This is a genomic window from Streptococcus sp. ELY_86 (assembly GCF_058314495.1).
Genome location: NZ_JBZFUK010000003.1, coordinates 51346 through 74720, shown reverse-complemented (window position 1 = coordinate 74720; position 23375 = coordinate 51346). Strand labels below are relative to the sequence as shown.

Annotated in this window: 20 protein-coding genes and 1 pseudogene; 1 reads left to right on the top strand and 20 read right to left on the bottom strand. The window is 41.7% G+C overall.

The genetic code is table 11. The features are described from left to right. Positions 1 to 54: 54 nt before the first annotated feature. The 20 genes and pseudogenes from AC4HAN_RS05845 to tnpA form a co-directional block, all read right to left on the bottom strand. Positions 55 to 1011: an NAD(P)-dependent oxidoreductase gene (locus tag AC4HAN_RS05845; protein WP_491091656.1), complete on the bottom strand. Its 957-nt coding sequence runs from the start codon at positions 1009 to 1011 to the stop codon at positions 55 to 57. 3 nt (positions 1012 to 1014) lie between these two features. Then, the gene (locus tag AC4HAN_RS05840; RefSeq protein ID WP_491091655.1) at positions 1015 to 1743 is read right to left on the bottom strand and encodes a hypothetical protein; all 729 of its coding nucleotides are present in this window, start codon (positions 1741 to 1743) and stop codon (positions 1015 to 1017) included. Next, a complete protein-coding gene (locus tag AC4HAN_RS05835; RefSeq protein ID WP_491091654.1) occupies positions 1740 to 3863 on the bottom strand; it encodes a hydantoinase/oxoprolinase family protein in 2124 nt (707 codons plus the stop codon). The genes AC4HAN_RS05840 and AC4HAN_RS05835 overlap by 4 nt, the downstream gene beginning before the upstream one ends. Before the next feature lie 11 nt (positions 3864 to 3874). Then, a complete protein-coding gene (locus AC4HAN_RS05830) occupies positions 3875 to 5227 on the bottom strand; it encodes a citrate transporter (RefSeq protein WP_491091653.1) in 1353 nt (450 codons plus the stop codon). 282 nt (positions 5228 to 5509) lie between these two features. After that, complete coding sequence (locus AC4HAN_RS05825) at positions 5510 to 5965, bottom strand: NanQ anomerase/TabA/YiaL family protein (protein ID WP_491091652.1); 456 nt, start codon at positions 5963 to 5965, stop codon at positions 5510 to 5512. A 36-nt stretch (positions 5966 to 6001) separates the two neighbouring features. After that, on the bottom strand, positions 6002 to 7021 hold the full coding sequence (locus tag AC4HAN_RS05820) for a hypothetical protein (protein WP_491091651.1): 1020 nt from the start codon (positions 7019 to 7021) through the stop codon (positions 6002 to 6004). Positions 7022 to 7231: 210 nt separating this feature from the next. After that, positions 7232 to 8215, bottom strand: coding sequence for a LacI family DNA-binding transcriptional regulator (locus tag AC4HAN_RS05815; protein WP_491091650.1), 984 nt, complete (start codon positions 8213 to 8215; stop codon positions 7232 to 7234). A 155-nt stretch (positions 8216 to 8370) separates the two neighbouring features. Next, positions 8371 to 9081, bottom strand: coding sequence for an L-ribulose-5-phosphate 4-epimerase (locus AC4HAN_RS05810; RefSeq protein WP_491091649.1), 711 nt, complete (start codon positions 9079 to 9081; stop codon positions 8371 to 8373). Then, positions 9082 to 9945, bottom strand: a complete 864-nt coding sequence (locus AC4HAN_RS05805; protein ID WP_491091648.1) for an L-ribulose-5-phosphate 3-epimerase — start codon at positions 9943 to 9945, stop codon at positions 9082 to 9084. It abuts the gene before it with no gap. 3 nt (positions 9946 to 9948) lie between these two features. Further along, positions 9949 to 10614 carry a 3-keto-L-gulonate-6-phosphate decarboxylase UlaD gene (locus tag AC4HAN_RS05800; RefSeq protein ID WP_491091647.1) on the bottom strand — a complete coding sequence of 222 codons (666 nt, stop codon included), beginning with the start codon at positions 10612 to 10614 and terminating at the stop codon, positions 9949 to 9951. Between the two features lie 38 nt (positions 10615 to 10652). After that, positions 10653 to 11138, bottom strand: a complete 486-nt coding sequence (locus tag AC4HAN_RS05795; protein ID WP_027975139.1) for a PTS sugar transporter subunit IIA — start codon at positions 11136 to 11138, stop codon at positions 10653 to 10655. An 87-nt stretch (positions 11139 to 11225) separates the two neighbouring features. Next, positions 11226 to 11504 (bottom strand): PTS sugar transporter subunit IIB, encoded by a 279-nt coding sequence (locus AC4HAN_RS05790; protein WP_027975140.1) that lies wholly within the window; start codon positions 11502 to 11504, stop codon positions 11226 to 11228. Positions 11505 to 11574: 70 nt separating this feature from the next. Continuing rightward, entirely contained in the window at positions 11575 to 13032 is a 1458-nt protein-coding gene (gene ulaA, locus AC4HAN_RS05785; protein WP_491091646.1) for a PTS ascorbate transporter subunit IIC, read from the bottom strand. Between the two features lie 330 nt (positions 13033 to 13362). Further along, on the bottom strand, positions 13363 to 15726 hold the full coding sequence (locus tag AC4HAN_RS05780; RefSeq protein ID WP_491091645.1) for a phosphoketolase family protein: 2364 nt from the start codon (positions 15724 to 15726) through the stop codon (positions 13363 to 13365). A gap of 165 nt (positions 15727 to 15891) precedes the next feature. Further along, positions 15892 to 16959, bottom strand: coding sequence for a zinc-binding dehydrogenase (locus AC4HAN_RS05775; protein WP_491091644.1), 1068 nt, complete (start codon positions 16957 to 16959; stop codon positions 15892 to 15894). Positions 16960 to 16991: 32 nt separating this feature from the next. Beyond that, positions 16992 to 18260 carry a PTS galactitol transporter subunit IIC gene (locus tag AC4HAN_RS05770; RefSeq protein ID WP_491091643.1) on the bottom strand — a complete coding sequence of 423 codons (1269 nt, stop codon included), beginning with the start codon at positions 18258 to 18260 and terminating at the stop codon, positions 16992 to 16994. A 37-nt stretch (positions 18261 to 18297) separates the two neighbouring features. After that, positions 18298 to 18597, bottom strand: coding sequence for a PTS sugar transporter subunit IIB (locus tag AC4HAN_RS05765; RefSeq protein WP_491091642.1), 300 nt, complete (start codon positions 18595 to 18597; stop codon positions 18298 to 18300). A gap of 13 nt (positions 18598 to 18610) precedes the next feature. Next, positions 18611 to 19084: a PTS sugar transporter subunit IIA gene (locus AC4HAN_RS05760; protein ID WP_491091641.1), complete on the bottom strand. Its 474-nt coding sequence runs from the start codon at positions 19082 to 19084 to the stop codon at positions 18611 to 18613. A gap of 35 nt (positions 19085 to 19119) precedes the next feature. Continuing rightward, entirely contained in the window at positions 19120 to 21057 is a 1938-nt protein-coding gene (locus tag AC4HAN_RS05755) for a BglG family transcription antiterminator (RefSeq protein ID WP_491091640.1), read from the bottom strand. A 363-nt stretch (positions 21058 to 21420) separates the two neighbouring features. Then, a pseudogene (gene tnpA / locus AC4HAN_RS05750) lies at positions 21421 to 21885 on the bottom strand (IS200/IS605 family transposase). Positions 21886 to 22782: 897 nt separating this feature from the next. Here tnpA and AC4HAN_RS05745 point away from each other — a divergent pair. Continuing rightward, a complete protein-coding gene (locus tag AC4HAN_RS05745) occupies positions 22783 to 23346 on the top strand; it encodes a nucleotidyltransferase family protein (protein ID WP_491091639.1) in 564 nt (187 codons plus the stop codon). Positions 23347 to 23375: the final 29 nt, after the last annotated feature.

The following is a 23375-nucleotide window of genomic DNA, read 5'->3' as shown; positions in this document are numbered from 1 at the left end:
GCTCCTTGACAGCTTTGAATATCAGAATAAATAAGCATGGCTAATTGATAAAAACTATTTGTTAACAACATTAACAGGGTTTCCGGCATAAAAGGAACGGATATTCTCTGCCGCTTCTTCTGCCAAAGTCCGACGTCCCTCAACAGTACCTGTACCCGCATGAGGAGCCATCATAACATTATCCAGAGCACGCAGTTTTTCCGAAACATGCGGTTCAAACTCAAAAACATCCAAACCGGCACCGGCAATTTCTCCTTTTTCAAGAGCTCCCACTAAATCTTCTTCTGACACAATAGGCCCGCGCGCAGCATTAACAAGATAACTGCGATTTTTCATAGCTTTGAAAACTTCCTTGTTAAACTTATGCTTAGTTGATGGGAGGAAAGGAGCATGAATGGTAATAACATCCGCTGTCCGAACCAATTCCTCAAAGTCAGCATAAGTAACACCAAGTTCTTTTTCCTTTTCTTCTGATAAGCGATAGGCATCATTATAGATGACTTTCATTCCAAAGGCCTGTGCCAATTTAGCGACAGTCGAGCCGATTCGGCCAAAACCATAAACCCCCAATGTCGCCCCTTCAAGTGTTAGACCTTGGTGGCGGCGTTCACTCGGATCAATCCAGTCGCCATTGCGGACAATCTTATCATAAAAGGCCAGACGTTTAGCAGCTGACAAAATCAAGGCAAAGGTCATCTCAGCAGTCGGCACACGAACAGCCTGAGGAGAATTAGAAACAACAATTCCTTTTTCTTTAGCATAAGCAATATCAACATGGTCAAAACCGACGGCATTCAAAGAAATGATCTCTAAGTTTTTACCGGCATCAAGCATTTCTCTGTCACCTTTTTGCCCCATCAATAACCAGCCGTCGTATTCATGCAAATGTTCCAGTACATACTCTCGTGAAAACGGTTCGCCATCCGAATAGGTCACATCAAAGTCTTCGAAGAGCTTTGTCAGTCCTTCTTTTGGAACAATACCTGTTACAAGTATTTTTTTCTTTGTCATATTTTACTCCATTCTTATATTTTGATAAATTTGGTAAGACATCTCTTTGTTGTAAGCGTAAGTGAGCAGACAGTCCAAAACAAAGGGAGAATACGGTAACCCCAGATAAGCTTTAGCAAACGCCATAGCACTCATTTCACTCAGGGAAACAAAGGTCGTCTTATAACGATATCCCAGAAAAGACCATAGAACCATTTTTTTCGTTTTTGTAATCACTGATGCCACATGCTTAAATTCTAAATAATGGAAATATTCATGGGCAATCAATAGCTGCTTAAGTGTTTTTTCCGAAAAATCATGCTGATACTTGGTCCCGCTCACCAAACTTAAAAACCTATCAATACTGTCCTGAAAAACCGTGATTTTATCAGGTTCTACGTACTGGGCAAAAATTAGATAACTGCCGCCATTCGGTGTAGATGGGTTCGTATAAGCAATACCTGCCCTATCCAATAAAGCAAAAATATCTGCAGTTTCTTTTTTTGCACCTTCAGCATAAGCAGAGCCGCATGTTACAGCTGCAGCAATCAGGTCTGCTTTCATTTCTTCTGTCATACGCTCGTAAACAGGATCTGCTTTTAACGCATGCTGATAGAATCTTTCTTCGGGAACTGCCATAACCATTTCAGCAAAGGTCTCAAAGTCTGGAACTGTCACAGTACTTTTTCTCTCCTGATTAGGAGGAGCCTGAGACTTGGGAAAGAAAATCTTCTTGATATTCATTTTCATCATAATTGTGTTTTAACCGCTACTAAGATAACTTTTTCTTCAGGATCCAGCATGTCCATTTCAACAGACATTAAGAGGAGAATTTGCTCAAAATCCATGCTGCCATTAAAATCCATAATTCTTGGGCCGACACAGATATAAAAATCCGGCCGCAAAACGCTGTCTGTCGTAAACACAGCCAATTTTTCATAAAAATCCGCAACAGCTTCCTGATAATCTTTGACCTGAATCTCTACTGCTGTGCCCGAGCTGCTTTGAACTTTGATAAAGCCTTTGGTGTCCAAAATACGGATAGCCTCATCACCATCTGTGCGGCCAATAATCTTGAAGAAGTCACCATTCAGTCTCATAGCAACCTTTTCTGCCGGAACACCCATATCTTCGGCTGCTAAGGCCAGCAATTCGTCTTGTGTTGCAGCAGACAAAAGATCCATTGATTTCACTTCTGTAGAACCGAGGGCTATAGCAGTTAATTTAGAGGTTTGTGAGTCAATTTCTACATGCACTTCAACTGTCGCTGCTGCCGCACCGCTTTCAACAGCCCTGTCAATAGCTTCTTGCCGAATGGATCGGATATCCTCAGGTGTTGGATTGGGAACTACCCGCTCCACGGCATCACGAACCAAGGAAAGAGCTACCCCAATAGAAGAAATAACTTCCGCATTTTCCGGAATTTTATACTTGATAGCCATCTTATCAGCACAGTACCCAATCAGTGAGGCTGCTCCGCCGCCGACGCCAATCAAGGAAATTTGATCATGACTCAGCTTGTACTTTTCCGCCAATTCCATAATGACAGGTTCAATCTTTTCATAGGCTTTATGCAAAATTTGCTCAGCCAGCTCCTCAACAGTAATCCCTATATAATCAGCAACAGGTTTCATAGCTAAGCGGGCTGCTTCAACATTTCCGTAAGAAAACTCATCGGGACTGACTAACCCTAAAACATTGGCTGCACAGCTATTTGTAATGGTCAGATAAGAACCATCCTTTAAGCGGAGCCGAACATAGTCTTCCGGATCTCCGTCTTTAGGTTGAAATAAATCCAATTCACAATCTTTTAGCTGCTCTGTTTCAGAGAAAACAGCATAATCCAAACCAGCAATATGGGCACTGCGAGGTCCGACATCTACTACACCGTCCTTGGACACACGTACCATACTGCCGCCAGCAACACCCAAGACACGGACATCTAAGGAGCTGATATAGGTCTTATGACCGCCAACAATAGAGTAGTCAACCGCCGGCCGGCCATTTTTTATGACGCCGATATTAACAGAAGTTCCGCCAACTTCAAAATAAACCCCATTTGAAGCCCGTAAATACATCAGCGCTCCCATGACACTGGCTGCAGGACCCGACAGCATTGTGAGAACAGGGCGCTTTTTCATTTCTGCAATATCCATGACACCGCCGTCACCGCGCATAATCATTAAAGGAACCTCAACACCGGCATTGTGAACACTTGCTTCTGTCTGACTGGCTGTGTCCAACATTTTGGGGAGGATACTTCCATTGATAGCTGCTGTCCGTGTCCGACGAGTCAAACCATATAATTTGGTAATTTCAGAGGCTGTACTTGCCATTAAGCCCCGGCTTTCAGCTTCACTCAGAATATTTTGTTCAGGCGTAGCATCGTCAACCCCGAAGGCAGAGGAAGCTATGATAACCTGAGCGCCTTGTGCCTCTAAACTATCCAGTTTTTTATTAACGTTTTCCTGAGTGAATTCCCTTCCTGATAAAAACTCATTAACAATCCTGATATATCTTCCTGTTCCTAAATCAATGTCGTCCAGATGAGTTTGACGCTTAGCCAGAAATGATTCAAAGAAACCGCCGGCAGTTCCCAGTATACCAACCTTAGCCACATCTCCTTCCAACAGAGCGTTGGTTGCTTGGGTAGTACTGTGGGCTACAAACACAACATCTTCTGGAGAAATGTTATTTTCTTTCATACAGTTAACAAAGGATGTAACGACACCCGTTGCTACACCAAATTCGTCATCATGAGTGGTTTTTACAGATGACTTTCCAATAATCTCATGAGTATCGTTATCGATAGCTACAGCTTTGGTATGAGTACCGCCCACATCAATGCCCATCCTTACTTTTCTACCTGACATATCTTACCTCCTTAACCAAACATGAAGTAGGTAACCATGGCTAAGACAGCACTGATAACCCAACCGCTGGGGATGCTAATTTTCAAAAAATCCTTGGTTGTTACTTTGGTATAATTGATACCCCAAATAATCCAGGATTGGGTAATACAAGATGAAATATTCATTGTAATCGTTGGAGTATACATCAAAGGAAAGAGAAGGTTTGTACTAAAACCAACACTTTTCAGGATTCCTAAGGTCGCAGCTCCTGCACCAGCCAAGGTAAACGGACCTCGGAACAAACCTAAAGGTGCCAAAACAGCAAAAGCCAGACAAATGATAAAGGTGGAATGAGGAATAACTCCTCCTAATAAAGCGTTAAAGTAGGGAACGGCCAGCTCTGAGGCTTTATTAAACATGGGAATAATCAGCATAAAACCAACCAAAGGAGCCGTATCAATAACTCCGTCATAGAAGGTTTTATTAAAGATATCACCAGTCGCTTTGAAATTTTTGAGATAGCCGCAAATAGCTAAAGCATAGAAGCTGGCAATTAAGAACCCGAGAATAACCGGAATTTGAAAGCCGATTGCCAGTACAACCGGAATAAACGGTGTTAGCAGCGCCAGAGTCGGCACCTTTCCTTCTTGCTCTTTGGCAGGTGTTTTAGCAGCCCAAGCATGAATACGTTTCTTTCGATTAGCAAAAATGACAATAATCAAAATAGCGATTGCCAGCTGAACGGCTAAAGCGACGAAGCCCCAATGCAGGTAAGTTGCATTGTAGAAATAAGTTTGTTCTCCCTTAGGACCTAGGTAGAAAGCTTGATATTGGTTGAAAATCAGAGGGTTGATATACAGTCCTCCTCCGATAGAAAGCATAAAAGCAACCAAAGAAAAGGTTTTAGGAACACCTAAGGTCAGCATAATCGGCAGTACAATAACACCGATGGCAACAACCGCACCCGCACCGAACATACTGGTAAAAATGGCTGTTGTCACAATTAAGAGTAATGTTGCTGTTATGGCAGGCTTATCACCGCCCAGCTCAACCGTCTTTTTGATAATAGATGAAGCAATGCCGGTTTGCAGCATCACACGGCCAAACCAAGCACCAAAACAGAAATTAACTAAGACCGGTCCCCAGCCTTCCGGCCCTGCTTGAAAGACATTGGTTAAAACATCTTTAAAAGACATTGTGACAACATCTTTGTTCTGAGCGATAAACTGAGGATCCTTGACTAATATATTCCCAACTAAAGGAATGACGGTCCACAAGATAGCCATAATCAGCATACCAATCATCAGGTTACCGCCTTTGACGGCGTAAACGACTAATCCTAAAAAGACTAGCAATAATAAAATTCCTATTAATGTTTGAATCATGGTTCATCTCCTTTATTAAGATACGGTAGAGGCTTGTTATCTAAGTGCTTCTCACTTGATAACAAAGGTCAATCACCATAGTGATTTGGCAACCTCTCCCACCAACTCCGTGTGGTTAGTAAAATTGACTAACCAAACTTCTTGTCGCATAGGGCACTGGCGGATAGGGTATTCAATACAGATTCAAGAGGAGACTCTAGGAGGAAGCCCTTTTTGACACAGTCCACAGCTCGTGTTTGGCTCCCTTTTTTAGAGACTAAGGCCGCTTTACAGTCCAGAGATTCAAGAACCGCGTTTGACTTTTACGACCACTTTCTTAACGAATTCGGGTGTACCATCCACCCATCCGTTTGTTTTATGAGGTTCATCCATACCGATGATTAAAAAATCTCCTTTCTTTAATTTCACTTTATTGATATGCTCAGGCCCTTCTAAAAATTCAATATCCCGCTCACTATTATAGGGACTTACAGGGGCTGCATCAGTTAAGGATGACAAATAAATATACTCACTGCCTTTTGCGATATAATGAACATCTAACCTATCATGGTGTCTTTCAAAGGGAAGATCTGATATATCCTGTGTTTGATAAGATAGAACTTGCAGATAGGTATCCTCATCTACTTGAATACGCCCGTCTTTGACTTGGAGAAAATCCCTTTCCTGAAGCAGCTTTAAAACTTTACGAATCACCAGATAATCTGCTCGATTAAAGCTTTCTATATTTGAATACAGCATTTCCTATCCTCCTATTGCAGAATCGGTGTTAACTCCTTAGAAAGATATCTGGTATAAAGCCACTTCATGGCGGCCGTTGTTAGCAGAAAAGATATAATTTTTACCATTTTTTTCAAAAGCTAAACAATTGCTTGAAGCGGAACCTGAATCGATCATTTCTGCCTGAATCTTACCGTCAATCTGCCGGTAGAGCATTAAGTCGGCACGGCCGGATCGAAAGCCAAATACAAATACCGGCTCTCCATCAAAGTAACCTGACCAGATAGAATGCCCAAAGGGGGTCTTTTGAGGGTGATGAAAAATCTCTGCTGTAAAGTCTTCATTCAGCACTCGCAATTTGTCGCCGTGAAAAGCTTGGATAATAACATTTTCTTTGTCGCCATCACCATCCAAATCAATCTGGACAATATCACTGGTTTCTTCGCCAAAGAGTAAATCTAGGCGCCAATCATCCGTATCCGAATACTCTGGGTAGGTTAATTTCACAATTCCTTCAGCACCTGTTATCAAGGAGTATCCCTCCTCTTTGACACTGTAGTAGCCGTGATTTTTACAAAGTCTAAGCGGAAAAGTCCGTAAATCGCTCAAGCGGCTACCTACTTTATCAAATCGCCCAACAATAATTTTTCCCTTATCAGACCAATCTTCCACAAACCTCTTAGAATTAGCAATAGTGCAGCCAATAAATAGAAGACTGCCATCAGATTGCTCAATAAGATCAAAGCGATGTAAATAAGGAAAATCTGCCACCTTTGATATTGTCCAATGCCCTTTCGAAAAACTCCCTCTGACGATTTGACAGGATTTAGCATTAAAGCCGGGGTAAAATTTTTGAGTTGCTAAAAAATCAAGTGTGCCCGGAATTTGAATGATACTCATAGTTCCTCCAACTTCATCCCAGACAACCGTCTTTTCAAAGGAACTAGTGAGATTATAAGCAAAACAGGCATCCTCAACTTCTGAAGCAACGAGCAGGTAATCTTCATCCTGATACTGAAGTCTGGCAACAGAATAACTGGATTGCAAAGACTCCGATAATATTTTTTCGACTTTCATTTAGGCTCCTTCCGAAAAGCTTTTAGTTAAACGTTTAACTAAACCGCCAAAAAATAATAACCGTTTATGGTTAAACGTTTAACTTTTTATTACTAAGAGTATACCACACAAAAAATATTTTGCAAGCGTTTTCTAAATTAAATTGATAAAAAGAGAAAAGGCAGAAATTATTGTCTGTCTTCTCTCTTGCTTCAAACCAGCATTAAACAGTTAAAAAGATTTTCGAAGCACAATATTATTACGAACTTCAATCAACTGGGGTTCATAGACCTGATCATCATGCTTAATCTTATCGATCAAGCACTCTGCTGCGACACAGCCAATCCCATAAGAATCCTGACGAATGCAAGACATGTTCGGGTTTAAAACTTCCATCCAGTCCAGGTCTTCATATGAACCCAGGCCAAAATCATCAGGATAGCGGTAATCTGTTTTGTTCAGCATTTTCATAAATTCTAAAAGAGTTGGGCCATTCATCATGAAGAAAGCTGTCCTCTTCTGCGCCTTTTCAATAATCGAAAAAATCTTTGCTTCTGCTTCATCTTCTCCCAAGATAATGAGCTTGGACGGATCGCTGCTTACCGTATTGATAAATCCTTGGTAACGTGCCTCCCGTGTGGAAATCCCCTTAATAGGAAAAGTCACAAAGTAGATATCTTCATAGCCGGCAGCCTGCATTCTCTCCAAAAATTTACTGGTCGAATAGGTATTATCTGAGACTATTGTATCCAGTGTCAGATCTTTTGACTGTCGGTCAACCATTACCATTTTTTGATTATCCAGTGTTTTTATTATGGGATTATTGGCATCAACCGAATCTAAAATAACACCGGATACCTTTTCTTGATCTAATCTTCGCAGATTATCCAACTCTAAATTTAAATCATTATCTGAATTTGTGAAAGTCGCAGCGTAGCCGTGTAATTTGCAGGTATCATTGATTCCTTTCATGACAAGGGAAATGAAAGGGTTAGTAATATCAGCAATCACGACTCCGATAGTTTTAGTGTCCCGCGTAACTAAGCTCTGCGCAACCTTACTTGGCTGGTAGCCTGTTACCTCTATGGCCTGCTTAATTTTTTCCTTTGTTGCAGGTGACATTTTTTTATAATTTCCGTTAAGGTAGTAGGATACTGTCGCCTTTGAAACTCCCACCAACTTAGCAATATCATTAATGGTCACCTTACCAAACATTGTCTTTCCCTCGCTGCTATAATGTTTCTACCATTATATCATTTTGATTTGGAAAGAACAAAAGGGTAGACTGGCATTAAAAAGGCAGTGCCTACTCCCAGTATTAGCGTTTTAATCTAACATTTGGGGCAGCTCAGCGGAGCAGTTTATATCTGCTAATGCTCCATGCCCTTTTGCCCATAGTAGGCGTTTTTCCCGTGTTTGCGCAGATAGTGCTTGTCTTTCAATGCCTGCGGCACTTCTTCGACTTCAGGGCTGATTGCTTCGGTATAGCGAGCCATACGAGCGGCTTCTTCCAGAACAACGGCGTTGTAGACGGCTGATTTTTCATCCTTGCCCCAAGAAAATGGGCCGTGGTTGCGCACTGTCACACCTGAAACAGCTAAAGGCTCTAAGCTGCGTTTGGCGAATTCTTCGATGATAACCTTGCCGGTTTCCTTTTCGTATTCCCCGTTAATTTCCTCAGCGGTCAGCGCTCTGGCACATGGAATCGGACCGTAAAAAGTATCTGCATGGGTCGTTCCGTAACAAGGAATATCACGGCCGGCCTGTGCCCAGGCCACCCCTTCAGTTGAGTGAGTGTGGACAATGCCGCCGATTTCCGGCCAGGCTTTATAGAGCTCAACATGGGTCGGCAGATCAGATGATGGATTAAGATCGCCTTCGACGATATTTCCGTCAAGGTCTGTCACGACCATGTTTTCAGGTGACAGTTTGTCGTAAGCAACACCTGACGGTTTGATAGCTATATAGCCTTGTTCTCTGTCAATGGCCGAGACATTGCCCCAGGTAAATTTTACAAGGCCATGATCCGGTAATTCCATATTGGCATCATAGACACGTTTTCTTAATTCTGGTACTAACATTTATCGTAACCCCGCTTTCTCAATCAGTGGATAAAGGAAATCCTGCGCTTCCTTGATAGCTGCCCGTGTTTCTTCAACGGTTTCACAGTTTTCTGACCACATTTCAATCAGAAACGGACCGTTGTAGTTTGTTTTCTTTAATACATCAAACATGGCTTCCCAGTCAACACAGCCTTGACCAAACGCTACATCACGGAATTGACCTTTTGAGGTTTCTGTTACCGCATAAGTGTCCTTCAGGTGGAGAGCAGCAATTGAGCGGTGCCCATTGTAAAATTCGCTCCAGAGGTCATTGTGCCAGGCTGAAACATTCCCCGTATCGGGATAGACAAAGAGGTAAGGAGAGTCAATCTCTTTTTCAATGGCTAGATATTTTTCAATCGAATTGATGAAGGGGTCGTCCATGATTTCAATGGAAAGGATGACCTGAGCTTCTTCCGCCCAAGTGCAGGCCTGACGCAGATTTTTAATAAAGCGTGCCCGCGTTTCAGGCGACTTTTCTTCGTAATAGACGTCATAGCCTGCCAGCTGAATATTGCGGATGCCGATGTCCTGAGCAAAGATGATGCACTTCTTCATCATGTCCATGGCTCGCGCTTCTTTTTCAGGATCATTGGACCCCATCGGAAAGCGGCGGTGGCCGCTGAAGGTGATGGTTGGCACACGCACACCTGTTTCAAAAATGGCTTTCACTAGGTCTAAACGTTCTTCTTTCGACCATTCCAGTCGTGCTAAGCGTTCATCACTTTCATCGATGGACAATTCTACAAAATCAAAACCTAACTCCTTAGCAAAATTAAGCCGCTCCAGCCATGTAAAATGTTTGGGTGTTGCTTTTTCATAAATACCAATCGGACGCGTCATAGTCTACCCCCAGATTCGTTTAATTTCATCCTTGAAAGCACGGGCTGCTGCTGCCGGATCTGGAGCTTCGGTGATACCGCGGCCGGCGATAAAGGTAAAGACATCAACCCCTTCAAAGAGTTTTAAGGTATCAACGCTGAGTCCGCCTGTGACAGATACACGAAAGCCCATATCAATAAGTTTTTTCACCTTATTAAGATCTTTTTCACCCCAGGTTTCACCGGCAAGAAGGGCGTCGCGTGATTGGTGATAAATGGCTTGTGAAATACCGGCATCCAGCCATTGCTGAGCTTGCTCATAAGTCCAGTCGCCGTACAGTTCGATCTGAATTTCACCGCGATCACCGCGGACTTCTTCGATAGCCTTGCGAGCTGCTTCCATGGTTGGAATGGTTGCACAGCAGATACAAGTCATCCAGTCAGCACCGCGAACAGCATTGTTTTTTGCTACCGTTCCGCCGGCATCGGCACATTTGGTATCTGCGACAATGATTTTATCCGGGAAAAGGCTGCGCAAAACTTCAACAAGTTCACTGCCAACTTGGAGCAGACAGACAGTCCCTGCTTCAATAACATCCACTTCCTGTCCCACCGAAACAGCTGCTGTAACAGCCCCCTGCAGATCAGAATGGTCAAGAGCAACTTGTAAATTTGGTAATTGTTGGGTCATATTTATCTTCCTTTCATTAAAGATACAAAGAAGCTGCTTTAAGAATCTAAATCCAAGCCTTCAAGATAAGGACTGCTTTTGGATTCATTAACCATAGCCAGCACATCTTCCGGTGTTTTGCAGTCCAGCAGACGCTGGATTGAATTTTCCAGTTCAAAAAGGGCAATAATCTGCGGAATGGCTACAGACGTATGAATAGCGGGACTGGTAGCCGCCAAGCACAGCAGCACCGATACTTCTTTCCCGTCTGAAAATGTCACCGGTTCTGTCAAAGTAATGAGTGAAAAGGCGTCGCGATTGACTCCTTCACCAGCCATTGCATGGGGCATCGCCATTCCCGGCATGAGCACATAGTAAGGACCGTGCTCCTCTGTAGAAGCAATAATATTGTCATAGTATTTTTCTGTGACTGCACCGCTGTCAATCAAAGGCTGAACAGATAATTTTACGGCTTCTTCCCACGTTTTCGCTGACAGCCCCAGTCGAATGGAGTTATTTTCTTTAAATGATTTTGTTAAGTTCATCAAAAAACCTCTCTTACCAAAATTCTTTATCTTTTTTAAAGTGGAAGGTGTTTCCAAATTTTGAAAACACCCTCTTACCTTAGATCATTACAAAATGGCTTGTAATTTTGTTTTAATTTCATTATCATCCATTAAATTGTCAAGACCTACCAGATGACCGTTTGTCCGTCCGTCCAATTCGTGGATCAAATGATTGGAAGCCACAACGATGTCATAATTTGCAGCTAATCCCTTAGCTTCGCCAACTGAGCAGGAAGCTGACTCAATATCCGTCACGCCTAACTGACGAAGAGCATTTTCAACTTTCATCTTGATAACCATAGATGAACCCATACCATTTCCGCATGCTGTAAGAACTTTAACCATGATAATTCCTCCTGTAAAATTTTACTTATTATATTAATGTTATCAGTCTGTATAAACTGTGATTAAGATATTATTGTCCCTGAACATCTCCGCGATAGTAAGCATCTTTGTCTTTTGCTTTGGCAAACTGAATTTGCGGAATAGCAAGCAGGAAGAGAGCCACAAGAGCATAACCGACAGACCCTGCATACTTAAAGAGATAAGCAAATGGAACCCATGGAATTTCAAAGTCGATATTGCCATGGTAGCCGCCGAAGTTAGCAAGGCCCAAAAGAGCAACCGCTACTGCACCCAGAATAACCTGAAGCACACCTGAGATGAAAGAGAGAACTACTGCTGCCTTCCAGCCGCCGCGCTTATCCGCATAAACCGCAATAGCCGCATTATCAAAGAATACCGGAACGAATCCTGTAATAATCAAAACCGGATTTTTAAAGACGATGAGCAGAACAATGGTAATCAGCTGTCCGATAAGACCTGTTGCAAAACCAAAGAGCACTGCACTCGGTGAACCAAAGCCGTATGATGCTGCCACGTCAACCGCCGGAAATGAACCGGGCAGCAATTTATTAGAAATACCTTGGAAGGCGTTAGTCAGCTCACCGACGAACATACGTACACCCTGCATCAAAATGAAGAGGTAAACAGAGAAGGTGAAGGCTGTTTGAATAACATACATGAAGTAAGACTGTTTCGTCGGATCAAACAGAGTTCCTGTTGTGATGACCTTAGGATTGGCCATAATGTCCGGACCTAAGACCGCAAGAATGGCACCGAAGAAAACCAGCATCAAGGTTGCTGAGGCAACGACTGTATCGTGGAAAATGTTAAGAAAAGCAGGAAGTTTTAAATTATCCAGATTTTCTTCTTTTTTACCGAGTTTTGGTGCAAATTTATCGGCGAACCAGATGGCAAATTGCTGCTGATGCCCGATAGCAAAACCACCGCCGCCTGTCAGGCGCTGAGTTGGCTCAACTGTCAGATTTGAACTGACAGCCCAATAAAGACCGCAGATAATCCCTACTGCTAAGGTTCCCCAAAATTGATTGCGGAAAGCCGGAATCAAGAGGATAACCATTAAGGTAACCGTTGCAGCCTGCTGAACCATGATGTGTCCTGTGATGAACAGAGTCCGAATCTTGGTTACTTTCCGAAGGGCAACAAGAAGGATATTAAAGAAAAAGCCAATCAAAAGGGCTGATGTTGCCGTACCAATAAATTGAGGAAATTCCTGAGCAATTTTTTCATTTGCTGCTGTCAGTCCAAAATAAGGGTCAATAACCGCCGCACCGATATTAAATTTGTAATTGAGAGCTGCCAAAATCGGGCGGAAAGTGGTTACCAAACCGGCAGCGGCCACATCCAGAATCATATAACCAACTGTCGCTTTGACAAATCCTGCAAAAACATCATGTAAAGGCTTCTTCAAAAGCAGGTAGCCGATAAGTACCAGCAAACCAACGAAGAAGGCCGGTTTTTGCAAAATATTCTGCGAGAACCAGTTAAGGACATCTAAAAGAATGTTCATTGTTTTTCCTCTTTTCTAAAAAAGTTTGTTACGTTTTATAGCTTTATTATAATTGCTGAAAACGCTAACAACAAGACCAATAATCACACATGCGAGTGTTCAAAATTGGGCTGAAAGATTTTATGAAGTCAGTAAAGATCCTTTTTGTGAATTCTGCACAGCCACATGCTGCTTTGCGCTACAAATGGTTAAGCAATAAAAAAGCCTGATTACAGCTGCAAACATCTGCAATCAAGCTCCAATATGATGGGCTATATAGAAAAAACTCCGCAATCCTTTAAGAATGCGGAGTTTAGCAATTCGTATCAGCTTTTTAGCACACGGCAGCAATCAGTCCAACTTTTCCCACTGCCACTGATTCACTTCCGGAATGTCATCACCATGTTCCCGGATATACTGTCTGTGATAGGAAACTTTCTCATCCATCGCTTGAGCGAAGGCAGCTGCCTCATCTTCCAAGCAAGCTACAGCAGCATCCTGAGCTAAGTGGAATCGATCTAACTCAGATAAGACCCGCATATCAAACGGCGTGGTGATATCCCCATTTTCACGATAACCATGGACATGAAGATTATGGTTGCGGCGAGTGAAGAAGATGTCTCTGATCATTCCTTCATAGGCATGGAAGGCAAAGATAACAGGCTTATCTGCTGTAAAGACAGCATCAAATTCCTCATCGCTCAAGCCTCTTGCATCTACGCTAGGGTGGCGCAGCTTCAAGATATCAACAATATTGACAAAACGAATTTTCAGATCCGGAAATTCTTTATGCAAAATGCTGATAGCTGCCAAAGCTTCTAAGTTTGGTTCTGTTCCTGCAGCCGCAAAGACCACATCCGGTTCCTGATCCTTATCGGTAGAAGCCCAGTCAATCACCTTGTAGCCTTTTTCAACCAGCTCCTCAGCCTCTTGGGCAGAATAGAACTGCGGACGAGGGTGCTTAGAAGTTACGATTAAGTTAATTTTATCTTCTGATTTCAGTGCCTTATCCATGACAGCCAGCAAGGAGTTGGTATCTGCCGGCAGATATTCACGGATAAATTCCGGCGTTTTTTCTGATAAATGAGTCAGAATACCCGGATCTTGGTGGGTATAGCCATTATGATCCTGCTGGAAGACCGTTGACGTTGAAATTAAATTTAACGATGGATAATTTTTACGCCAGGTCGTATGTGTTTTGGATTTACGCAGCCATTTGAAATGCTGAGTAATCATCGTATCGACCACGCGCAGGAAGGATTCGTAGGAGGCAAAGAAACCATGGCGTCCTGTTAAAACGTAGCCTTCCAAGAAACCTTCTGCCTGATGTTCTGACAGCTGTGAATCAATCACGCGCCCAGCTGGGCTGAGCCATTCATCATAGTTTTCATCCCGGCGAGCCAGCCATTGCCGGTTGGTCTTTTTGAAGACTTCATTGAGGCGGTTGGATTTTGATTCGTCCGGACCGAAAATACGGAAATTATCAGGATTTGCTTCAACCAAATCAGCGGCATATTTCCCAAATTCGATCATGTCCTGCGCAACCACAGCACCTGGTTTTGCGGTATCAATGGCGAATTTTTTCCAGTCAGCCGTATTCATTGGCTTAAGGATACCTGCATTGGTGATTGGGTTGGTTGACATCCGCCGATCACCTTTTGGTGAAATAGCGGCAATCTCAGGAATCAACTGTCCTGCTTCATCAAACAGCTCTTCAGGCCGATAAGATTTCAGCCATTTCAAAAGAGCATCAACATGTTCCATGTGGTGGGCATCAACCGGAATAGGAACTTGGTGCGCACGGAAGCCCCCTTCGATAGGTGTTCCTTCCCATTCTTTAGGACCTGTCCAGCCCTTAGGAATGCGAGCAACAAGCACTGGCCATGCCGGCATAGCTGCCTCTTCCGCCGGATTTTTGCGGGCTTGAGTTTGAATAGCTTTAATCTTTTCAATAGCTTCATCAAGTTTTGCTGCCATAACCTGATGAGATTCTAGAGTAGGTTCCTTAACTTCAACAAAAATCGGATCCCAGCCCAAGCCTTGGAAGAATTGCTGCAGTTCTTCATCTGTACGGCGGGAAAGAATGGTCGGGTTGTGGATTTTTCCGCCGTTGAGGTAGAGAATTGGCAGAACAGCACCGTCATTAACAGGATTGATAAAGGTGTTGGACAGCCAGCCAGCCATTAAAGGACCTGTTTCGGCTTCGCCATCTCCGATAACCGTCGCAGCGATGACATCCGGATTATCCAGTACCGCACCGGTCGCATGTGACATGGCGTAACCCAATTCACCGCCTTCATGGATAGAGCCCGGTGTTTCAGGAGCCGCGTGCGAAGCAATGCCGCCTGGGAAAGAGAAGATTTTACAGAGCTTGGTAAAGCCTTCCTCTGTTTGAGTAATCTCAGGGTTTAATTCAGTGTAACTGCCGTCCAAATAGGAATTAGACACCATCACCTGTCCGCCGTGTCCAGGCCCTTCAATATAAAACATGTCTAAATCATACTTATTAATCGCCCGATTTAAATGAGCATAAATAAAGTTTTGCCCCGGAACAGTACCCCAGTGTCCGATAGGATGGACTTTGAGGTCATTTTGAACAAGTTCTCTTTTTAAAAGAGAATTATCCTTCAAATACATCTGAGCTGCTGATAGGTAATTGGCTGCACGCCACCACGCATCTACTTTTTTCAAATAGTCATCTGATTCAAAATTCATATTTCTTATTCTCTCCTTGTGATTTTATGAACATATACATTTGCAGAAAAAGAGTCTGGGAGTCAGTCATTTAAGAGGAAGAAGGTGTCTCATCTTCACAATCTAAGGATAGCTCAAAGATGAGATCAGCCAACTGTAACTCTATTTCCAGACCCTTTTTGTACCTTAGTCTAATTCTCCGGGATTAGAAGCAATGAGAACTTTCAGCTCTTTACCGGCCATCATTGCTTCAAAGGCATCACGCCAATGTTCCAAGTCAAAAACAGCAGTCACCATTTTATCTTCATTGATAGCGCCCTTGCTTTCCAAATGAATAGCAATCGGCCAGTCGTATGGATTTTGTGAACGTGAGCCTTGATAAGTGATTTCATGCTGAATGATCGTTCTTTCATCCAGTTCATTCAGATCTTTCGCGAAAAGTCCTACTTGCTGCAGCACACCGCCTTTACGAATCAGAGGGAGAGCCGCATTGACAGCAGGAATAGCACCTGAGCAGTCATAGACTTTATCCACTCCCACGCCGTTGGTCACATCTGCTACAATTTGAGCCAGGTCTTCTTCTTGTGTGTTGACAACAATATCTGCGCCTAACTCTTTAGCAATTTTCAGCCGGTCTGCATCCTTAGTCACACCTGAGACAATGGTAAAGGCTCCGATTTCCTTGGCAATCTGCAAGGACAGTAAGCCCATAGGTCCAGGACCGATAATCAAAACGGTATCATGAAAATCAAGCGGCGTCAATTGGTACATAGCATGTACGCAGGAAGCCAACGGTTCTGACATAGCAGCCAATTTATAGCTGACGTTATCGGGAAGAATATGCACGCTTTCTTCTCTGGTCAAAACATAATTAGCCATGCTGCCAAAAGCTTTGGTCCCGATTCCGGAGCGTTTTTCACATAGGTTGTATTGTTTTTCTTTGCAGTAAACACACTCGCCGCAGGTATCAAAGGTTGTTTCACTGGTAACGCGGTCACCCACTTTTACCTTGGTAACATCTTCGCCGACAGCCACAACCTGTCCGGAAAATTCATGTCCCAGCACCAAGGGAGTTACGGCATTTTTATATTCACCTTTATAGGTATGAATATCTGTTCCGCAAATCCCTGTGTAGGCTACTTTCATCAATACACGGTCCCCTTTGACCTCTGGAACATCGATTTCTTCCAGAGACATGTTATCAAAACCGGGGGCTGATTTTACTACAGCTTGCATTTTCTTAGGAATATTCATTTAAATGACCTCCATACTAATAATGATCTACATTAGAATACTGATTTAACTAATTCTGAGAGTTTTAAGAAAATCCAGTTAAGGAGATTTCCGCCTGTGTCAAAATTAGAAATTTGTGATGCTCCTTTAGGGAATTTGACAACCCCTTCTGCCATCTTAGTCATTACAGGGGCAAAGTCAGTTGCCATCCACAGAGCAAAGGTAATAACAACCGTCAAAGCAATAACAGAGTGCAGGATATTTCCTTTTCGAGTTGGTACAACCAAGGCAGCGAAGAAAGGAATCGTTGCTAGGTCGGCAAAAGGCAGTACGCGGTTGCCCGGCAGCAAAACAGCAATAAGCAGGGTAATTGGAACCATCAGCAGACCTGTTGACAGTGCTGCTGGAGAACCTGTTGCAAGAGCTGCGTCCATTCCCAAGAAGATTTCACGGTCAGCGTAACGTTTTTGCAGCATTGACTGAGCAGCTTCTTGAATTGGGATAAGTCCTTCCATGAGGATCTTAACCATCCGCGGCAGGATAAACATAACGGCACCCATAGCCATAGCTGTTTGAAGAATCTTCGTAATGTTATAACCACCTAAGATAGCAAGCGCTCCACCGATAATAATCCCCATGATCATTGGTTCACCAAAGATACCGAAGCGTTTTTGAATGATTTCAGGCTCAACATCAAGTTTGCCGATACCGGGAATTTTGCTGACAGCCCAAGCAATTGGAATACCCAGAATCGCATAGCCTTGAGCAGAACCTGTTGATATCGAAACCCCTTCAAGTCCATAGTATTCTTGAACATAAGGAGCTGTTTTATCAGCAATGATTTGAACAATAATCGTGTAGCCAATCCCGCAGACAATGCCCCAGAAGAAGCTTTTAGTGACAATGTAGCCAGTTGCTGCAGCAGCACTCATGTGCCAATAATTCCAAATATCAATATTGAGTGTCTTTGTCCAATTGAAGGCCAGCATGATTAAGTTAACAATCAAGATAACCGGTATCATCACCGCTGCAATCGGCTGAGCCCATGTTGCCGCCGAAACTGCCGGCCAGCCGGCATCCACAACGGTAAGCTCCAAACCAAACCTTTCAACCATGGCCTGCGCTGCAGGACCAACATTGTCGGATAAGAGTCCTAATACCAGACTAATCCCTAACATACCAATCCCTACAGTCAAGCCTGAAGTAATGGCATTGCGCATGGGAACTCTAAAGATAACTGCCAAAATAAAGATGATTATAGGGAGCACTACGCTCGATCCCATATTCAAAATCCCTTGAACAACAGTTGTTAATGTATCCATAACCGTCTCCTTTTAAATGATAATTAGGTATTACAAATTAATTATTAGCCTGTATTTTAGCTACTTCTTCTAAAATCTGAGCCTCAACCTTGTCCTGTCCGATTCCTGTTAAGAAAGCCATGGCTTTGATTGCAGGGATTCTATATTCTGTCGGCAGCATGGTTGTCGTAATCAATAAATCGTTTGCATCTTGCTTAGATGCGGCTTCGGCGATTTTAATCTGTGTAATTTGTGCATCAATATGATTGCGTGCAAACAAATCTTCAATCTTTTTCATAACAACGGTAGAAGTTGCTATGCCTGCTCCGCAGGCTACCAATACTTTAACTTTTGACATACTGACGTCTCCTTTAAATGTTATTTGTTTTTACAATAGTTATAATGTCATCTGCAGACTGCGCATTTCTTATTTGCGCCAATAATTCAGCATTCTGCAATAAGCCCATCAATGACTGAAGCATCTCAAGCTGGGCATGGGGCTCTTTCAAGCCTAAAACGAAGGCAATCTCAGCTGCTACCGATTGATTAAAATCTTCCATACTGACAAAAGAAATCGGCTGGGTGGTAACAATAGCGACAAACTCTTGTTTGATGCACTCAGCATCTGTATGAGGAATGGCAACACCCATTTTTTCAAGCTGCAGTCCTGTTGGAAAATTCTTTTCCCGTTCTATGATTTTGTCAAGAAAAGTGTCATGAACATAACCTAAATCAAAAGCTTTTTTATAGATCGTTTCAAACATATCACTGCTTGACTTAAAATTTTCATTAACAAAAATAAGTTCTGGTCTTATATAATCTTCAAGTTTCATTTTTTCAGCCATTATGCTAACCTCCTCCGTTATTATTAGCTGTTTTTTTACAATAACTCTATAAAGTCACTGACAGTCGGCGAACACCACAATTTATCAATGTATTCCGAACTGTCAATTTTAGAATAAATGCTTATCAAGGCATCCTTGTAAAAAAATTCATCTTCTTGGGACATTGAAATTAACATAATCACTTTAACCATGTTACTTCCCCAGCGAATGGGCTTTTTCAACGTCATAATCACCAATTGTGATTCACTCACAGCAACCGACAAAGCATGCGGAAGTGCTATTCCGGTATAAACACTGGTGCTCCCTAAGTCCTCACGGATCAATATCGACTTACGGTACAATGGATTTTGACGATTCTGAACGCTTGAGTGTTCAACCAGAAAGTCGATGCAGCCATTGACGGTTTTTTGGTCAACTTTTAAAAAGACACTCTTTCCAATCAGCTTGTGCACCAGCGATTTTGTATAAGCTTCCTTATTTTCAATGACAGACAAAACGCGCCTGTTTCCCTGCTGGAGCTGTAAGTACTGATTTTGCAGATTTTCCAGATCAGCATCAGTCAAAACCGGACTGATAAAAATGACTTTGGACTCATCCACACCTATATCTGACAGTGAAATGGAACTGATAATCATATCTGCCTGCTCTATCTTATCCGGCGTTAATTCGCTGGCATCAATTTTCACCAGATGGTCAAAATTAGAAATAACATGCGACAAAGATGTCATAATCAGCTCCGTTGTTGCTAAGCCCTGAGGACAGACAACATAGATCATCAGCGGTTTAGCCAGCTTTTCAATAGCTATTTCAAAATGTACCGTCAAAAAAGCCATTTCTCCGTCCGTCATATCAATCGAGAAAGCGTCTGACAATTCCCGGCAGGACAACCAAACAATATTGTAGAGAACACTGTACTTCTTTTTGATTTCTTCTGTGATATCACTGTTGACCATGATTTTATTTTTCAGACGAAAGATCATTGGCTGTACGTGACTGATCAGCATCTTAAACAAATGCCGATCGCCGCTCAAATCAATACTGAGCAGTTGGCTGACACGTTCAATCAGATTATTGATAATATTATTAATCTGATCGCCGACAATCAAATCATTGGTTTCATAACCAACGGACAGCAAGGTATAAGATAAATTGATAATCTCCAAGAGCGGTATGGGCTCATCTTTGAGCCCGACAAATTCTCTGAACAAATCCCCTGCAAAAGTATAAACTTCGTAGTAAGAAAGATCTTCAATAAAATGAACCATATCATTTGAGACAATCGTGCTGCCATTTAAATAGCGCATCTTTGCGACCAGCAAATCAACAATCAAATAAATGCTGTACTGCTCACTCAGAATAAAATGATAGGTCGAGGCATAGTGATTTAGAATGGAAATAACACGTTCTGTTTCTTCTTTTGAAAAAAAGTAGGCAAACTGGCTGTTATGTGTCACCGTATGCAGTCCCAGATGAAATTCTGTTATTAAGTAATTTCTGAGAAACTTTCTTATCTCCTGCTCCTGACCGACAATGCTGTATTTGCCGTTATGGCGCTCCATGTGAATCTTGTAATCTGTAAATTTATTTTCTAATTTATCAATATCCCTTCTGACGGATGTTTCACTGACAAAATACTGAACAGACCAATCAATAATGTCAATCTCCTTTTGATCAAAGAAAAGAGATTTCAGCAGCAGATACTCTCTGGAAATATCTTTAATTTCCTCAGCCTGAAAATGATTCAACAAGTCTGCCAACCGCTTTTTTTCATTGGCATTAACGGCTAAACGTATGCCGCGCCGAGGAATTTTTTCGATTTTATCAGACAGTTCTTCGATCTCTTGATTTAAGAAAGACAGGTCTGAATAGATGGTCTTTGTCGAGACGGAGTATTTATCAGCCAATGTTTTGCCGGCGATAAAATCATCGACTAAGAGTAAATCTCGTAAAATACTTATCTGTCTGTAATTCACACATCATTCCCCTTTCTTTGATATGTTTCATTATAAATGTTTGCGTTTACAAAACAAAGCCAAGTTACTTCTCTATTAATGTGGAAGTGCTGTTAACAGCGCTGTGACGACTTTAACGCAAGTTTATTCGATTTTCTCATAAATGTTTAATAAAATTAATAACGTAAAAATTTCCAATTCATTAAATCTGTTTTCTGCAAGTGTTATTTTCAAAAAAGCAGACAAAAACCACCCGTCAAACGGGTGGTTTGAAGCAGGGCTATAAGCCCAGATAACCAGCCAGCGCCTAAAGACGCTGGCTTTCACGTTGTTCAAGCCTCACTGCTCTTGACTCGTCACCAGCCTCTTAAAGAGGCATTCGCATTACTTGCCATTATCCCTAAAGGGATCTTCGTATTCTTTCACACTCAATTTATCAAGTGCGATGTCATGGTTTTCTTGATCCTGTATCTATTTCTTTATCGTGGCTTCGTTAAGTCCAACTGTACTGACATAGTAGCCTTCTGCCCAGAAATGGCGATTCCCAAATTTATATTTGAGGTTGGCGTGTTTGTCAAACATCATAAGAGCACTCTTACCTTTTAAATACCCCATGAAACTTGAAACGCTGATTCTAGGCGGAATACTAACCAACATATGAACATGATCAGGCATCAAATGCCCTTCAATAATCTCAACACCTTTGTAGCGACATAATCGGTGAAATATCTCACCTAAACTGCTACGATATTGATTATAGATTACTTTTCGTCTATACTTAGGGGTGAACACAATGTGGTATTTACACATCCACTTTGTGTGTGATAAATTATGCGCTTTTTGAGCCATACTTTTCTCCTTTCGCTTTACAATAGGCTTGAACACCTCTATTGTAGCGCGTTTGGAGTTTTTTTGGTATAACCGCAGATTGCGCACCCGCATAGCGGGTGGTTTATTTGTCTCGCACCAAAGGGCGCGAGACGGACTAAAAGTCACATAATAAAAAAGACCAAGAATTGCTCTCGGTCTTTAAACCTATAAAATTTATTCTGATAAAAAATTGACATTTGTTCTCTACTCTAATACATATAAATACTAAGCAGAACACTATATCATAAACTTGATTAATCCCTTAACTCCCCTTAATCTCCTCCACCATAAATTACATCATATAGAGTATTACTGTCATAGTTTTTTAAAACAATTATGTTATGAGAAAGTGAATTCTCTGGTAGACAACTTAGCTTCAGCCATCGCAGATCTTTTATTGACCTCTATCAACTTTTACTGTACCATTTCCAGAAGAAGAGTATCTAACACTTTTTTAAGTTGATTCACGACTGCAAACCTCTTGCCAGCCTCCTATTTTAAACTATTTTTTAGACTTTTGAAACCTGCAAGCCTTATATAACGAACGCACTGGAACTGAGCCACTCCAACGCTAGATTAGAGGAACTAACAAGCTCATCAAAAATATCAAGCGTCAGGACCTTGGTGATAGAAATTTCCCCAACTTCAAGAAACGAATTTCTCTAATTTTGAATATTAAAAAGAGAGAACCAACTGGGTTCTCTCCGGACTACAGCTTTTCATCACCCACTACAGTTGACAAAGTTCCGAATTTTTTCAATACACCATATTATTGGGCGCTTACTATTATTCCAAAAAATCTTAATTGTTAAAATGTATTATGCCTCAATTTGAATTTTCTACCATAAATTCGTATAATATCAATGAGGCTTTAAAATGTATAATGTGGAAAAAATAATTAAAAAGAACTCAGAACTAATGGCACTACTAGAGATTATTTATTCTTTTCAGCTTAATGACTGTTGGCTTTGTGCAGGAACTATACGCAATTATATTTGGGATTACCTAAGTACTGGAGATACATCTTCGAATATCAATTTTTCAGATATAGATGTCATTTTCTTTGATAAAAATATATCATATAAACAAACTGTTGCAATAGAAAATAAAATAAAAAAAAGATATCCTAAATATAACTGGGAAATAAAGAATCAGTATTATATGAATATACATAGTCCTAATACTGAAAAATATACTAGTTCTACAGATGCTGTTTCAAAATTTCCAGAAAAATGTACGGCAATAGCTGCTAGACTAAATAATAATCAGGATTTAGAGTTATTCACTCCTTATGGAATAGAAGATTTAATCAACTTTAAAATCTCACCGACACCACATTACTCTTCTGACAAAAAGCGACAAATAGTTTATAACGAAAGAATAAAAAAGAAAAATTGGATTAAATTTTGGCCTAATATTTCTATAGAATTAATTGAATAGATTAATTTATTTTTCTTAATACAATAAAG